Origin of the sequence: Chitinophaga sp. ARDCPP14, assembly GCF_051362515.1 — a bacterium.
GTDB lineage: Bacteria > Bacteroidota > Bacteroidia > Chitinophagales > Chitinophagaceae > Chitinophaga.
This window is the reverse complement of the sequence record NZ_JBKIXB010000007.1, coordinates 73,286-90,237: the sequence shown is the minus strand read 5'-3', so window position 1 is coordinate 90,237 and position 16,952 is coordinate 73,286. Positions and strand designations below refer to the sequence as shown.

Sequence of the window (16,952 nt, the reverse complement as noted above, 5' to 3'; positions counted from 1 at the left end):
GTAATGCAGCGCCGGGCAATTACTTACCCGGCGCCTTCTTTTAATCAGCCCGCAAACTCTTAACAGGATTGGCCATCGCAGCTTTCACCGCATGAAAACTCACCGTCGCCAACGCAATCACTACCACCGCGCTGCCTGTAATCACAAACACCCAGATGCTGATGCCCGCATGATAAGCGAAATTATTCAGCCACCGGTCCATAATCCACCAGGTAACCGGGAATGCTACCGCAGCGGCAATAAGTAACAATTGCAGGAAATCTTTCGATAATAATTTTACAATATTCGCGGTGGAAGCCCCCAGCGTTTTGCGTACGCCTATTTCCTTTGTTCGCTGTACCGCCGTGAAAGCCGCCAGCCCAAAGAGTCCCAGGCAGGCAATAAATAATGCCAGCATTGCAAACAACATAAATATCGTTTCCTGCTTCTGCTCACCGGCATACTGCCTGGCGAAATTCTGATCTATAAAACTATAATCGAACTGATGCCCGGGATCAAAGGAATGAAACACTTTTTCAATATAGGCAACTGCAGCCGGTACATTGGACCTGCTCACCTTCACGTATACGTTGTCCTGCGCACCCGGGAACGGCGGCATCTCCAGCACCAGCGGCGCTATTTTATGCTGCAGGGAATAGATGTGAAAATCTTTTACCACGCCCACCACTACACGCTCGGTACGATTCCCTTCGGCGTCAATCTTAAACTGCACCCGCTTGCCCAGTGGCTGATCCCAGTTGAGCATTTTCACAAGCGTTTCATTGATCAGCACCGAATGATGCATATCCGATTCACCGGTATCTGAAAAATTACGCCCGCTTTGCAGCTTGATGCCCATTGTTTTCAGGTAATCCGCGTCCACCATATAATTCTGCGCAACTACAGACGCCTCGGAAATACTGCCGTTCTGCTCAAAGAAAAAGCCGTGACCACCAATATTATTCCTGCCTATCGGATTACTGGCCGCAGCTACATGCTGCACCAGCGGATTCCGCAACAGCTGGTCTTTCAGCACCGCCATTTTACTCCGCATCTGCTGATCAGGTATATGAAAAGACAACACCTGGTCTTTGTCGAAACCCAGGTTCTTATGCATCATATACTGCAGCTGGTCATACGCCACCATGGTGCTTCCTGTTAAAATAATCGCAATGATAAACTGGAAGGTAACAAGCCCCTTCCGGAAACCAGCGTGGCCGCTGTTTCCCAGCTTCCCTTTCAGCGAATTGATCACTTTAAAACCAGACATAAACACCGCCGGGTAAATACCTGCCAACAGACCGGTGAGTAAAGCCAGCATTATAATAACAACGATGGTTTTTGCCAGTCCGAACTGCCATAACTGTACCTGCGAACCGGTGAAAGCATTAAACCAGGGCAGCAATACCGCTACCATTCCCACAGCAACCAGGGCGGCAAAGAAAGTAAGCAACATGGATTCTGTCAGGAACAGGCGCGCAATTTCTTCCCTGCCCGATCCCATACTTTTACGCACCCCTACTTCTTTTATGCGCGCGCTGGCGCGGGCCGTAGCCAGGTTCATATAGTTAATACAGGCAATCAGCAACGTCAGCAAACCAATACAAAGAAAAATATAGATGTACAGCATGTTGCCGTTTGGCGATATTTCATAATCGAGGTGGGAATGCAGGTGGATATCTGTCACCGGCTGCAGTTCCATTTTATACGTTACTTCTCCCATACGCGGTTTTAAATACCGCTCAAAAAACGCCGGCAGCTTACTTTCCAGCGATTTTGCATCCGCATCTTTCTGCAATAACAGGTAAGTATATACGTCGAAGTTCTGCCAACCGTTAGCGTTATAGTCCGGCGGCATTACGCGCAATGCGCTGAAAGAGAGATGGGAATTGGAGGGCACATCTTCCATTACTGCGCTCACAGTATAAGCAGTGCTGTCATCCGTGAGGATGGTTTTTCCTATCGCCTCCTCAGGGCTGCCGATGAGTTTTTGAGCAAGACTCCGGGTCAGCACCAGCGAATTGGGTTGGGCCAGGGCGGAAGAAGCATCCCCTGCGGCTATCGGGAAACTGAACACGCTAAAAAAGGTGCTGTCCACAAAAAACATATCCCCTACTTCCAGTTTCTTTTCGCCATATTTCAATGCGGCGCCGCCATCGGCTTCTACTCTTGTTATCTGTTCTATTTCGGGGTAGTCTTTCTTCAATACCGCGGCAAATGGGGCGGAAGTAGTAGCCAGGTGCAAATTACCGCCTGTCCACGTAGCATGATTAACAGCCCGGTAAATACGATCCGCCTGCGGATAAAAATTATCATAACTGGTTTCCCGGTGTACATACAGCAACAATAACCAGCAGGCGGCCAAGCCAATAGACAACCCGGCAATATTGATCAGGGAATAATATTTAAACCGGACCAGGTTACGCCATGCTATCAGGAGATGATTTTGAAACATCGGGAGAAATTTAAAGTTGATAACTATCTCACATTATTCTCTTCTCCACACCTGAAAAGCAAAAACATGCCATCCCGGATGTATCCTAAATACCAACGCTAAACAGATATTATTAATTTAAATTTGTCCGGTTTCAGTACAGCGCCTGTACGGTATCATGCCTTCAGCAGTTCGCCTTCCCGTTGTACCTGGTTATTTTCAATGCTGAGATCAATCGCTTTCAGGATCTCTTCTTTCATTTCTTCGGTTACACGGCTGTAGCCGAACATCCTGGCAATGAAAGGCACGGCATCTTCGCGTTGTATGGCCACCGCATCCTTCACCACTTTTTCCAGGGCTACGCCTATTTCTTCTGCTGCTATGTAGTTGATTTTCCTGGCGGCGGCCGGCAGTTGGCTGCGGTTGCGCACCACGGGCGTAGGCAATGAAGTATGCCAAAGGAATTGTCCTTTAATTTTTATGCGTTTGCCGGCATCGGAATGGCGTACCGCATGACGCAGTATTTCCCGGATACGGGGTCCCACCCTGGTAATACCTGCTGCTTCTACCATCCGCCGGGCTAACTCATCAAAATGAACCGGGCTTTCCACTGTTACTACCTGTTCTATCCAGTTACATAGTTTACCAATGGGAGACAGATGAAATTCCTGCGCCCGGATTTCATCCGGTAATACTGCGGTTTCATATGCCGGCACTTCTTCTTCGGTTGCTTCCACTGCTTCCCGGGTCAGTACTTGCGGGGATTCTTTCTTCGCATCTTCGGCTACCTGGTCGTCGATCGCAACAGCGGCTTTTGCTTTTTCAATAGCAGCCACCAGGCGGTTCAGCTCCCGCTCCGGATTACGGAACCAATCGGTGCTCCACACCCGGTGGATCTTCCAGCCAACGGCTTCCAGTACCTGCTGCCGCAAGCGGTCACGGTCACGGGCGGAACGGGCAGAATGATAAGCGGCACCGTCGCACTCGATCCCCAATATATAACGGCCCGGATTTTCTGCATCTACAATAGCCAGGTCAATATAAAATCCTTTTGACCCTACCTGCTTGCGTACAATATATCCCAGCGATTCCAGTTTAAACGCCACATTTTCTTCAAACGGACTATCTGCCGGAAGCCCTGTTTCGGCGGTCATGTACAGCTTGCCATGCTGTGCGAAATACAGGAAATTTTTCAGCGATTGTATACCATAGCTCTTGGTCCTGTTCACATCAATATCATCGGCGGTAATATTGGTAAATACTTCGCAACGCGTTTTCGCCCGCGTGATCAGTACATTGAGCCTTCTTTCCCCGCCTTCGTTATTCAGCGGCCCAAAAGACATGGCCACATATCCTTCCTCCGTACGTCCGTAACCGATAGAAATAAATATTACATCCCTTTCATCTCCCTGCACGTTTTCCAGGTTCTTCACAAAGAAAGGTTCGTCCTGGTGCGCCATGAAATATGATTCCAGCTCAGGTGATTTACGGCGCCGCAATTCCAGCGCATCACTGATCGCCTGCCGCTGCGAGGTACTAAACGCTACCACCCCTAAACTCATTCCGGGATTTTTACGGGCATGTTCCATTACCGCATCTGCTACAATTTCCGCTTCCTTAGGGTTGGTGCGGGTTTTACCACGGTCGTATGCCGTATCTTTCAGGTGATGAAATACCAGTCCTTTTCTTTCTTTATCACCGGGACTCGGAAATATCACCAGTTTATTCTCATAAAATTCATGATTCGACAACGTGATCAGCGATTCATGCCGGCTCCTGTAATGCCAGCGCAACATACGTTGTGGCGCACCCTGTGCATCGCACAAACCGAGGATGCTCTGCATATCTGCGGTAACATTTTCTTCATCATCGGTTTCCCGGGTAAGGGAATCAAAGAAGCTGGTAGGTGGCAATTGTTTATTATCTCCTACTACCACCAGTTGTTTACCGCGCAAAATAGCGCCCAGCGCTTCTACCGGCTTCACCTGGCTGGCTTCATCGAAAATAACGAGGTCAAATTCCAATGTGGCCGGCGGTAAAAAATTAGCGATAGACAATGGGCTCATCATAAATACCGGCTTAATAGCCTGTATCGCCAAACCCGCTTCCTGCATCAGTTTCCGGATAGGCATATGCCGCGCCTTTTTGTTAAACTCCGTGCGGAGGATGTTTACCTGTCCGCCGGCATCTGCGCGAGGCATTTGTTCCCAGTGCTGTAACGCAGCACGGGCGCGGTTATACTGAAGATTCAATACGTCCAGCTTACGAAACTGCTGTACCATTTCTTCATGACCTGCACGCTCAAATTTACGCAATGCAGGCTGCGATTTTACGGCTGTTTCTACCAGGTATTCATACCATGTTTTTTCCAGCGCTGTTCTCAGTAATCTTGCACCGCCTTCCCATTCCTGCACCGGTGTGAGCAGGCATCCCAGCTGTTCCTGTATAGCCGTTTCCGTTATATTGTTCCACGCAATGAGGTGGTGTATTTCGGGTAGTTTATCTGTCCATGTTTGTAACTGCCATTGCTGTACATCCAGCAGCACAGGAAATTGTCCCGGCGGCATTTCCAGCTTCTCCAGCACCGCAGTGTTGCGTTGCTGCTGCGCTGCCAGCAATTGCGTAAGCTGCTGCTGATCTGCAAGGGCATCGGCGGCGTTGCGGTGAGTGTGTAACCATTGAGCTACCTGCGCAGGACAGCTGCCCGCTGAAATACGTGTATGCAATTCCGTTAAATAGGCCGTTGCTTCTTCCAGCGCTGGCCAATCGGTATGTGATTTCTGCCAGCGGCTGCCGAACAAGGTGCCGGCTAAAGCAGCATGTTCTTTCAGCAGTGTATCCTGCCGGCGGAATTCCATGATCGCATCCACATACTGCAATTTTTCTTCCTTGTCGTCCGGCAACGCGTGTTTGCATAAGGCCGCCAGTTGCCGGTTACTTTTTTTGTACGCGCCAATCAGGAACTTGTACCATTTGTGGCCATGTGCCAGCAGGTTTTCCCGGATCTCCATTACGTTTTGCTCCCATGCCTCGGGAATAAAGATTTCCTGGTACTGCTGCTGAACGGCAGTAGCAGCTACACCTGCGGTCAGCCATTCCACGATATCCTGCTTTTGCAATACCCACGCTTTATTGGCAACGTCTATTTCCTTCAGATCCGGTTGACGCGCCAGCAGCGCGCAAATATCAATAAGCGTATGTACCGCGTTAATATCTTTGGGAGATGGGATACTCATTTTTCCTGCGATCGCGGAAGTCGTTTGCACCAGTGCTTCCTGGGCGGCCAATGCATCTGCCAACAGCCGGGCAAGAGCAGTTTGTTCATGCGGCAGCAATACCGTGAGCCGGCTGCCGCGGAAAGCGAGATTGGCCGGCACACCTGTTTCCTGCAAACAGGCCTGTATCCGCAACGCCATTGCGGTAGCCTTGTTCATTGCAGCAGCATCCCAGCGGGCGATATCCGGCAATTGTATATGCGGTAATGTGATACCTGCAGTTTCTTCGTTTAGCCGTAGCAGGTAACCTATTACCTGGTGGGCAGTTAAACCGCTTCTTTCGATAGCGCCATTCACTGCAAGACAGTAATCATTCAATTCTTTCTTGTAATTATCCAGGAGCAACACTTCTTCCTGTAACTTCTGGATAGACGGGCGCCCCAGTTCCAGCACCTTTCTCAGTTCCTGGTGCAGTTCTTTTTTATTGGCTTTATGACTGTGCAATTCCAGGCAGGCTTCTCCCAGCTGGATATTATCCAACCGGCGTTTCACCACTTCCAGCGCTGCCATTTTCTCTGCCACAAATAACACTTTTTTGCCGCGGCCAATAGCGTCTGCAATGATGTTGGTAATCGTTTGTGATTTACCGGTTCCCGGCGGGCCCTGTATCACCAGGTTACGGCCTTCCTGCACGCTCAGCATGGCCATGATCTGGGAGCTGTCGGCATCCACTACCTGGAACAGTTCATGCGCATTGGTATCGTTGTCGATGAACACATCATCCGGCAGTTGTGGAGCAGTATCTGAAAATCCGCCGCCAAAAAGACTTTGAATCACCGGGTGCGTTATAATATCATCCTCCTGCTGCCATTTGGAAGCATCCAGGTCGTTATAGATCAGGAATTTGCCAAAGGAGAAAAAGCCCAGCTCCACTGTATCGGCGGCCACTTTCCATCCCTGCATGGGCTCCACTGCCGCGGCCACTTCCGCCAGGTAGGCATTTACATCAAAGTCTTCCGCATCCGGCAAATCAGGGATATGTATATTAAAGTCGGCCTTCATTTTTGCCTGCAGGGAAATGTTGGCGCCTACTTCCTCAAGGGAGTATTTCAACCGGAAACGTTCTCGCGCGCTGGACCTGTCCAGCAGCACCGGCACCATGATCAGCGGTGCAAACCGCGCTTCTTCGCTGCCAGCGGCCTCATACCACTGCAACATCCCCAGGGAAATATAAAGAATGTTCACCCCCTGCTCTTCCATGCTCATCCGGGCGGCATAGTAGGTATTGAGCAGCCGGGAGTGCAGGGTTACCTGGTTTTCATTGGTTTGTAAACGGGTATCGGTTAACGCATCTTTCGATACCGGTTCATTATACTGCACGGCTTCTTCTTCCTGCTTTTTTTCGGGCCTGCCGAGGAACGACATGGTTTTACCTTCCCGCACCAGTATATCATAAATGGCAGCAGATTGTTCTTCTACAATATGTAAACCTTTGCCGGCTGGCAACTTGTAATTCAACAATGGATTTCTGAGACCTAAATCCAGTAACTCTTTCCGGGAAGATTCAAGCCTGGTTAATATGGATGCGATCATAATGGCAAAATAAAACGCTACAAATATAATTTTAATAAACGGTGAAGAAGGAGAAGAAGTATACAAAAAGAGAAAATCCTGCGTTACCGGATAGGCCTTACCGTGAAAGCCGCCCATCCATATACAATATATAACTATATTTGAACCCCAAACCAAACCCCGTCCTGCGGTACAGGACATTACCTCTATGAATACAAAATCCATTATTTCACTCACTACTTTTGCTCTTTTAGTATTTGCCGGCCTGATTATACTTGGATTGTGGGGTTGTCCGCAATACAAAGTATACTCCCAGCGCATGGAAGGGGAAGCACTGCTGGCACATGCACAGGCATCCAAAGAAGTAGCCGTGGCTGAAGCCCGCGCCAAAATGGAAAGCGCCGCCATGCTGGCAGCCGCAGATACCATCCGGGCGCATGGCGTGGCCCGCTCCAACCAGATCATTGGTGAGTCGCTGCGTAACAATGAAGCCTATCTCCACTGGCTGTGGATCGATAACATTGAGAAAAATCCGCAGGCGGTGATTTATGTGCCTACGGAGGCCAACCTGCCTATACTGGAAGCTGGTCGCCGGCCCTGGCTGAAGGATACCGCCAGGTAATATATCGCTAACGGTTATACGAAGCAAAATGGAAGACAGCATTCGTGCGTGTTACCGGCACTATTGTTTACGCTATGGCACAAACATGCTTGTACGCAATTATACTAAAACTAAAAAGAGGAAAATTGCAAAAGCAATTTTCCTCTTTCTGTGTCCTGGATTGGATTCGAACCAATGGCCTACTGCTTAGAAGGCAGTTGCTCTATCCAGCTGAGCTACCAAGACTTATGTGTTTGTTTTCCCTTGAAATGTGAAATAAATTACTATATTTAACTCGCATTTTGGGAGTGCAAATTTATGTAAATTTCTCCCAATAAATCAAATTTAATTTATTTTTCTTTAAATATCGACGTGAACACTATGGATGTACAAATAGAATCAAGCTGGAAGGAAGCGCTGAAAGATGAATTTCATAAGTCTTATTTCGATCAGATCGTCATGTTTCTTAAACATGAAAAGGCATTGGGTAAAGTAATTTATCCTGCCGGAAACCTGATCTTTAATGCCTTTGATAAAACACCGATAGATAAAGTAAAAGTAGTGATTCTTGGTCAGGATCCTTATCACGGTGCAGGACAGGCGCATGGACTCAGCTTCTCCGTACCGGATGGCGTAAAACCTCCTCCTTCGCTTGTGAATATTTACAAGGAAATGAAAACAGATCTCGGGCTGGAAATACCTACCAGCGGCAATCTTACCAAATGGGCGGAACACGGTGTACTGTTATTAAACGCCTTTCTTACTGTAAGAGCCGGTGAACCCGCGTCCCATAGTAAAATAGGTTGGGGCGATTTTACTGATGCCGTGATCCGCAAAATTTCCGATCAGCGGAGCGATGTGGTATTCCTGCTCTGGGGCCGCTTTGCACAGGATAAACAATACCTGATAGACGCTACCAGACATCATATATTGCAGGCCGCACACCCCTCTCCTTTCAGCGCTGATAAAGGATTTTTTGGATGCAGGCATTTTTCAAGAACAAATGAAATACTCGGAAAGGCAGGAATAGCACCGGTAGACTGGAGACTGTAAAAAACAACCTTATGTTTAAAAATATCTTCGGCAGAATATTCGCAGCATGGATGTTAGTGATGTTCGCACTAACAATGCTGGTAATATTCATCCCGGTATGGATCATTTCTTACCTGCCGGAACCACGTAGAACAAAAGGATTTCTGTTCTTTGGCAGGATATGGATGAAAGTGTATCAGCCACTGATTGGCTGCCCTGTACGCAAAAAAGGACTGGAATATTTTGCACCCGGACAAACCTATGTCGTAGTATGTAATCACAACTCGCTGATCGATGTGCCGGTAACATCTGCAGAAATTCCCGGCATCAATAAAACACTCGCAAAAGCATCTCTCGGCAAAGTGCCGCTGTTTGGTGTGCTGTACCGTATAGGTGGTATCCTGGTAGACCGCAGCAGTGAAGCAAGCCGCAAACAAAGCATCGTTGAAATGAAACATGCCCTCAGTTTAGGCATACACATCCTGCTTTACCCAGAAGGCACACGCAACCGCACAGATCAGCCTTTAAAGGATTTTTATGACGGCGCCTTTGCATTAGCGATAGACACCCAGGTGCCATTGATGCCGTCGTTACTGTTTCACACCAAAAAAATATTACCGGTAGGAAAGAAATTCTTCGCATGGCCGCATCGCATCGATTATCATTTCCTGCCTCCCCTGCCTACTACAGGACTAACAAGAGATGACCTCCCCGCTTTTAAAGAAAAAGTATTCCGCCTGATGTGGGATTATTACCTGGCCAACAACACAAAGTAATATAACGAAAGCGGGGATTGCCAATGGCAATCCCCGCTTTCGTTATAAATCCTGGAACTGTCTCGATCGGTTTATCCGCAAATCACGCAAAATACCGGCTTTCGGATTAATGGTAATACTAAACTGCCGGAACGTACCAAACGGAATCAGGTTGATCGACATCTGCCAGCAGTGCAGGTCGCGCGAGATATACATATTCGTATAGGCCACCTGCATATTGGTAAAGTCAAAACCACTGTTCAAACCAATCTTCCATTTTGGCGTGAGACTGAAGTCGCCGTTAAAACTTACATATTGGGTAATACGTTTCACTACGCCCCCGGAATCGGGAATAACGGTATTGGTATAAGATAAGCTATAGGAAAGATCCACACGCCACGGAATATCGAAATCCACGTACTCACCAGGATTATTACGCACCATCTGCAGCTGCCGCTGCTGCGCGGCAAAAGCGGCGTCAGCGCCCTGTACATTCTCCATGGAATCGATCTTCTGTTCTTTCTCCTGGCTCTTTTTATCTTTCGACTGGAACGAGGTACTCATGGAAATGCTGGCGTTGGTTAAACGACCCAGGCTGATTTTTCCCTGCTGCCATACGTATTTATCAAGGCGGTGGCCGCGCGCATCTACCTGGTAGGGGTCGATGTTACCGCTGGCGGAGATGTTCAGTTTATCGAACAGGTTGGTACGGGCGTATAAGCTGAAAGTCGACAACTTAAAGGAGTCGGCCACCAGGTTGTAGCTGCCGTTGATCCCAAAACCATCCAGCAACTTTATTTTCTTTTCGTGATTGCCCGTGGTATCCTTTTTAGAAAACACCTTCATCTCCAGGTTATTGTCCAGCCCGAAGTTCAGGCCTCCAAACGCGCCAGGGGAAGGCACGCCGATGATGGCTCCGTCAAAGTCGGATACCATTTGTTTATCGCCCTCCTTGTTGTATTGCAGCTCATGGTAATATTTGCTGGACAGATCGGGGCGGTAACTGGCACTCAGCGTGGGGCGCATCACATGGCGGATGGCTTTGATCTTTGAATCTTTTTTAAACGTGTACATACCGTATATGGCGGTAGACAACGACATGCTGGCGCTGATGTCGCGGGCACTGTAAAATCCGGGAATGTAGGTGGTATCGATGGCACCAAGCGTATCCAGCCCCGGGTTCCATTTGTTAGGATCCCATTTACGGGCAAATTTCTTCGTATACCAGTATTCGGTATAGTTGATCCCTGGGGATAACGTAAAGGTTTTAAACACCGGGATAGAAAACGAGATCGGGATATTATGCTGCATGCCGGTTTGCATGGCGTCAAACATCGCCTGTTTACCAAACAGGGAATCCTTGAAGTTAGCCTGGTTGCGCAGGATAGTATTGTAGGAAACCCCAATCTTTTCGTACCATTTTGGCGTGCCCACCATTTCCTTTGGCTGGAAAGGATAGATCGTATTTACCGTGAAAGTGGCGTCCGGGAAGGAGATAGACACATCACGGGTGCTCAGGTTCTGGGAGTGGTTCAACCCCATGGTGAGGTTGTAGGGCTTCCCCTGCCAGGTTTTGGAGAACGTGATAGACGATCCGATATTATTATTTACACGTGTATTGTAGTCATACACGTTGTACTTGTTATAGGAAGAGGTTCCAAAGTTCACGGCAGCGCCAAAGTTCACGCCGGGGCGCGCCTTGCTGTCCATGCTATGGTTCCAGGTGACCCTGAAATCCTTTGAGGTGCTGAACTCTGATTTCACGGCCGGATCCCCGAAGCGGGTATTGGCAAAGCTCAGGTTAAGCCCGCCGTTGTACTTATAGCGTTTCCGGTAGGTAGGACTGGCCGTGAGGCTCCAGCTGCCATAGGAATACACGTCCCCGCGCATGGTCAGGTCGAAATGGTCCCCTAAACCGATATAGTACCCGCCGTTTTCCAGGCCTATCCCTTTCTGCTGGTTCACCACGTACTGTGGCGGCAGTATCCCGGAGCGCTGGCCCTGGGTGATGGGGAAAATGGCAAAAGGTATATACAGCGGTGTGGGAATGCCTTCTATTTCCAGGTTAGCCGGGCCGGAGATCACCAGTTTATCGGGGATCACCTTTATTTTACGGGCCCGGAAGCTAAAGTGCGGTGTATCCAGGTTACAGGTAGTGTACCCGTTTTTAAAGCCGAAAATGGTATTATCCGCCGCCTTTTTGGTTTGCTGGCTGTGAATGTAGCCTTCCCCGTACTGGGAGCGGGTATTATAAATCTTCGCTTTCTGGGAGGTAAAGTTATATTTGAGGGTATCCGATTCAAAGCTTTGTCCGCCGTCGTTCATCACCGGGCCGCCAAACAGCTTACCGGCCGTATCTTTGGCGTTGGTAGCCTCCAGGATGCCGGTTTCCTGGTCGAAATTCATTTTTTCGGCAGAAAGGTCAATCGTTTTGTACTTTGTGTTGGCGGTACCATATAAATAGAAGCGTTTATCGGGTACCATCAGGATGATTGAATCCTTTGCTTTATAATTTACCGGCGCATCCAGCGTGTCTTTTGATATCTTTGGTACGAACAAGGTATCTACGGTCGTTTCACCGCTGGTGTCCACACCCTTGGTTAATTGGGTGGAATCGGCTGTGACAGGGGAAACAGGTACCGGTTTTGGTAATTTGCCGGTATCTTTCCGTATCAGCGGAGTAGTATCTGCCAAACTTTTGTTAAAATAAGTAACAACTTGTGGCCTTTCACCCGCAACTGCATCTATAATAAAGGGAATGGCGACGAACATACCGGCAAAAACCAGGTATGTATGCCGAAAAAACTTTTTATAATTATTTTTGTAGCTAGCGTTCATGTGTTATGGCGGCAAACCTACAAGATTTTATACAATTTATTACAAATGGTAACTTGTAATGTTTGTAAGGTAATATAACGAAAGGTAGCGGAAACTCGCGTGGAACAAGCAGATTATTAATTTAACAGATAAACTTATTTTTTTATTTTTTGTGAAAAACAGCACCCATTAAAATGAGAATCATGCGCTGGAACCGATTTTGGATTTTAGGACTGGGAACACTACTCACCTGTACCCTATTTATTCAGGCCAAAACAAATCCCGTTTCCGATAAACAGGACAAGCCTATACGAACTATTGTTATTGATGCCGGCCACGGCGGTGAAGATCCCGGCGCAAAAGGCAGCTATTCCACGGAGAAACAGGTAACTCTGGAAGTGGCACTGAAACTGGGAAAGATCCTGGAAGAAAACATGCCCGATGTAAAGGTAGTGTATACACGAAAAAGTGACCGCTTCGACGATCCCCGCAAAAAAGCCCAGATTGCCAACGACAACAAAGGGGAACTTTTTGTATCCATCCACTGCAATTCTACCGGGAAGATCCGCAAGGTGGTGGACTATAAAACCGTTTACCGTAAAAAAGGGAAAAAGAAAATTGCCGTTAAACAACCCGTATACGCTTACTACCCGAGCAATGCCAAGGGCACAGAAACGTATATATGGGCGACCAGCAAAAACAACGCTAAAATGGAGTCCCTGAAACAAAACTCCGTTATCGTACTCGATGCCAACTCAGAAGAAACCCAGCAGCTGATGAGCGACGATCCTGAAACCTTCATCCTGCTCAACACCCTGAGAAATGCCTATTTCGACCAGAGCCTCCGCCTCTCTACCCTCATCGAGGATGAATTTACCCGGGTAGGACGTATCAGCCGCGGCGCCAGGCAAAGAAATGAAAAAGGCATCTGGGTACTGTCTGCCACCGCCATGCCAAGCGTGCTGGTGGAACTGGGCTTTATCAGCAACCCGGAAGAAGAAGACTATCTCAACTCCAACAACGGACAACAGGAACTGGCCAATTGCATTTATAAAGCCATTAAGCGTTACCGTGAGGAACTCGACAGGTTTACCAATAACCGCAACACCCAGCCAGCTACCACCAAAGTATCGGCTAAAAGCAATAACACTACCGCATCGCTAAACACCAGCAACAGGAGCAGCAACAATAAGTCTGCCCCCGTACCCGGCGACAGCTACTGCGTACAACTCATGATCACCGACAAATTTTATAAACCGGGAGCTTCCATTTTCAGGAAGCTCCACGGTGACGTGAACCGCCAACGCATCGTGATGAATAAAAAAAAACTGAACAAATATATCCTGGGCCGGTTCAGGACCGATGAACAAGCCTCCGGCGAGATGCGCAAAGCCCGCAAACTGGGTTTCAAAGATGCTTTCGTAACTTCCTGCTAATCACACTGCCTCCTCCCTCCCCCTTCTTATTACCCCGCTTTCCTCTTTTTTATTACTAACATTTTCGTACGACCACTTCCGTGCATGCTTTTTGATTATTTTTGCGTGAACGTATACGAATCTCATGCTCAAATTATCTAACGAAACCAAAGTAGGTGTATTAACTGTGCTGGGTATAACCTTACTTGTGCTGGGCTTTAATCTGCTGAAAGGAAAAAGCCTGTTTTCTCATAATAAAACCATTTATGCCGTGTACCACCAGGTAAACGGTTTACAACCAGCCAACGCGGTACAGGTAAATGGCCTGGTAGTCGGTAATGTAGCTAACCTGGAAGTAATGGATAAAGATGCCTCCCGTATCCTGGTAGCCATCACCATTACCAAAAAAATTGAAATCCCCCGTAACTCTGTGGCCCGTATCAGCAGCGATCTGCTGGGTACCAAAACAGTACAGCTCGACCTGGGTAACGCCGGCGAATATCTGAAAAGCGGCGATACCATCTACGCAGCCGTAGACGGCTCCATGACAGACGCCCTGAAAGAACAGCTTAACCCGCTGGTAAAAAAACTGGAAGGCACCCTGTCTAATATCGATTCCGTACTGATGTCGGTAAATGCCATTCTCGATACCACCGCAAAAGGTAACCTCCAGGACGCCATCCGCAACCTCAATACCACCATGCGTAACTTTACGCATACCTCCGCATCCCTTAACAGTATGCTGGATCCCAACAACGGTAACATCCAGAAAACATTCGATAACCTGGCCGCCGTTACCGGTAACCTGAAAGAGAATAACAGTAAAATTACCGGTATCCTCGATAATGCCCAGAAAGCCACCGGTGCACTGGCTAACGGCAACATCGATAAAACACTGGCGCAATTACAACAAACCGTGACCAGCCTTAACCAGACCATCAATAAACTGAATACCACCGATGGCACTGCAGGCATGCTGCTGAACGATAAAAAAGTGTACAACAACCTTCAGTACTCATTGGGTAACCTGAATAAGCTGCTGGAAGACCTCCGCGTCAATCCAAAACGCTATGTACACTTCTCCCTGTTTGGCAAAAAAGATAAAACGAAACCGTTACCTTCTGACACAATAGCGGTACAATAAAAAGAATCAATGCATCGATACATAAAATCAGGGATTTTTCTGGCCGTCATCTGCCTGCTGGCAGCTACGGCCAACGCCCAGTTTCCGGCCCAACAAGCGCCGAAAGCCGGGTCGGTAATTGAAATTATTCACGCGGACTCACTGATCATGAATGACAAAGATTCTGTCAGCGTTACCCGCTTCATCGGCAACGCCCTCTTTAAACAAGGTACCACCCTGTTTAACTGCGACAGTGCCGTGAAAGATAATAAAACCAATATCATCGACGCATATGGCCATATACATATTAACCAGGCCGACAGCGTTCATATCTACGGTAATTACCTGAACTACGATGCCAATACCCGCCTTGCTCTCCTCAGGGAAGATGCAAAACTGACAGACGGTAAAGTAACCATCACCGGCCCCGAACTACAATATGACATGAACGCCAAAATAGGCTCCTATGTCAAAACCGGTAAACTCGTAAATGGTAAAAGCGTACTCACCAGCGATGAAGGATACTATTACACCGACACCAAAGAAATGCACTTCATGCGGAATGTATTACTGGTAGATCCGGAATACACCCTCAGCACAGATGAACTGCTGTATAATACCGGTACCAAAATAGCCACCATCGTTGCGCCTACCACCATCAACAATAACGACAAAAGCGTGATGTACGCCACCAGCGGTTATTATGACACGGAAAAAGGCTATGGTAATTTTGGGAACCGGCCTACCATCGAAGACAGTACCGGCACCATCACCGCCGATAACATAGAAATGGATAAACTTTCCGGTATGGCCTATGCCACCGGTAACATGGTATATAAGGATACTGCCCGCAAAATGTCGCTGTTGGCCAACAGGGGTATCGTAAACCAACGCGAAAAAACAATCCTCGCCACCCAGAAGCCGCTGCTCATCATGGAAAAAAATAAAGATACCCTGTATATGGCCGCTGATACCCTGTTTTCAGGCGTGATCAGACCAGACGACAGCTTATCTATTCCCTCTGTAGCCGGCCTGAAACGCATCCCGGATTCTCCCACCAAAAACCTGAAAAGCATCCGGAATATTCGACCGCCGGAGAAATTTACCGCTACCATATCCCCCATCACCCGGGGCGATTCCATCGCCCGGCGACAACAGGATAGTGTAGCCGCAAACGTTATGATGTTCATCGCCGACAGTACCCTCGCCAAAACCAGGCAGAAACTGGATTCGGCCGTGACAAACATCAAGGTGGCGCCCATACCGGACGTGGTCCTGCACGATTCCCTGCCGGGTATCAAGCACCATGCAGACAGTATGGCGCTCACCGCACCTAAAGACACCAGCGAGCAACGTTATATCCTCGCCTACCATCACGTGAAAATATTCTCCGACTCCCTCCAGGGCGTAGCAGACAGCGTATACTATTCCTCGAAGGATTCTATCTTCCGCTTCTATGGCACCCCGGTGCTCTGGTCTAATAATACCACCCAGCTGAGCGGCGATACCATCCTCATGTTCACCAAAAACCAGACAGCAGATAAAATGCTGCTCAAAAACAACGGCTTTATTATTAATGAAGCCGGACCGGGCATGTTTAACCAGATTAAAGGCAATGTGATTACCGGTTATGTACTGGGTGAAACCCTCGACTGGATGCATGTGGAAGGGAACGCGGAAACGATCAATTATATTAAAGACAAGGCCGGCGCCTATATGAGCGTCAACAAAGCCCAGTGCGCCATTATCAATATCTTTTTCAAGAAAGGAGAAGTAGATAAAGTGGTACTGATCAAAGATCCGGAAGGAACTGTGTATCCGTTTACACAACGTCCTAAAGAACAGCTCCTGCTGGAAAACTTTAAGTGGGATATCAAACGGCAGCCGAAAACGAAGTACGAGCTAATGCAATAATAATTTTCGTTAGAACAATACCTGGAAATGGCTGCTTCACCGCAGCCATTTCCAATATCACATCTCCCGGAAATATTTTTCACTAAAAAGAATGC

At 48.0% G+C, this 16,952-nt stretch carries 9 protein-coding genes and 1 tRNA gene; 6 read left to right on the top strand and 4 right to left on the bottom strand.

Annotation, left to right across the window (positions count from 1 at the left end):
- Nucleotides 1-40 precede the first annotated feature (40 nt).
- Together ACLHR0_RS19855 and ACLHR0_RS19850 are read right to left on the bottom strand one after the other, a co-directional pair.
- Entirely contained in the window at nt 41-2,434 is a 2,394-nt protein-coding gene (locus ACLHR0_RS19855) for an ABC transporter permease (protein ID WP_436488931.1), read from the bottom strand.
- Between the two features lie 155 nt (nt 2,435-2,589).
- Nucleotides 2,590-7,221, bottom strand: a complete 4,632-nt coding sequence (locus tag ACLHR0_RS19850) for a DUF3320 domain-containing protein (RefSeq protein WP_436488929.1) — start codon at nt 7,219-7,221, stop codon at nt 2,590-2,592.
- Between the two features lie 187 nt (nt 7,222-7,408).
- Between ACLHR0_RS19850 and ACLHR0_RS19845 the strand changes: the two genes are divergently transcribed.
- Nucleotides 7,409-7,822 (top strand): hypothetical protein, encoded by a 414-nt coding sequence (locus tag ACLHR0_RS19845; RefSeq protein WP_436488927.1) that lies wholly within the window; start codon nt 7,409-7,411, stop codon nt 7,820-7,822.
- 151 nt (nt 7,823-7,973) lie between these two features.
- Here ACLHR0_RS19845 and ACLHR0_RS19840 read toward each other — a convergent pair.
- Nucleotides 7,974-8,047 (bottom strand) — tRNA-Arg (locus ACLHR0_RS19840).
- Between the two features lie 135 nt (nt 8,048-8,182).
- On the opposite strand from ACLHR0_RS19840, the gene ung reads away from it, so the two are divergent.
- Nucleotides 8,183-8,854, top strand: coding sequence for a uracil-DNA glycosylase (ung, locus tag ACLHR0_RS19835; RefSeq protein ID WP_370907899.1), 672 nt, complete (start codon nt 8,183-8,185; stop codon nt 8,852-8,854).
- Nucleotides 8,855-8,865: 11 nt separating this feature from the next.
- Entirely contained in the window at nt 8,866-9,609 is a 744-nt protein-coding gene (locus ACLHR0_RS19830) for a lysophospholipid acyltransferase family protein (protein ID WP_429063334.1), read from the top strand.
- Between the two features lie 42 nt (nt 9,610-9,651).
- On the opposite strand, the gene ACLHR0_RS19825 is transcribed toward ACLHR0_RS19830, so the two are convergent.
- Entirely contained in the window at nt 9,652-12,360 is a 2,709-nt protein-coding gene (locus ACLHR0_RS19825; RefSeq protein ID WP_370907901.1) for a putative LPS assembly protein LptD, read from the bottom strand.
- A gap of 248 nt (nt 12,361-12,608) precedes the next feature.
- Between ACLHR0_RS19825 and ACLHR0_RS19820 the strand changes: the two genes are divergently transcribed.
- The 3 genes from ACLHR0_RS19820 (at nt 12,609) to ACLHR0_RS19810 (ending at nt 16,857) form a co-directional block, all read left to right on the top strand.
- On the top strand, nt 12,609-13,841 hold the full coding sequence (locus ACLHR0_RS19820; protein WP_436488924.1) for an N-acetylmuramoyl-L-alanine amidase family protein: 1,233 nt from the start codon (nt 12,609-12,611) through the stop codon (nt 13,839-13,841).
- A 124-nt stretch (nt 13,842-13,965) separates the two neighbouring features.
- Nucleotides 13,966-14,964, top strand: coding sequence for an MlaD family protein (locus ACLHR0_RS19815; RefSeq protein ID WP_429050361.1), 999 nt, complete (start codon nt 13,966-13,968; stop codon nt 14,962-14,964).
- Between the two features lie 9 nt (nt 14,965-14,973).
- Nucleotides 14,974-16,857 (top strand): OstA-like protein, encoded by a 1,884-nt coding sequence (locus tag ACLHR0_RS19810; protein WP_370907904.1) that lies wholly within the window; start codon nt 14,974-14,976, stop codon nt 16,855-16,857.
- Nucleotides 16,858-16,952: the final 95 nt, after the last annotated feature.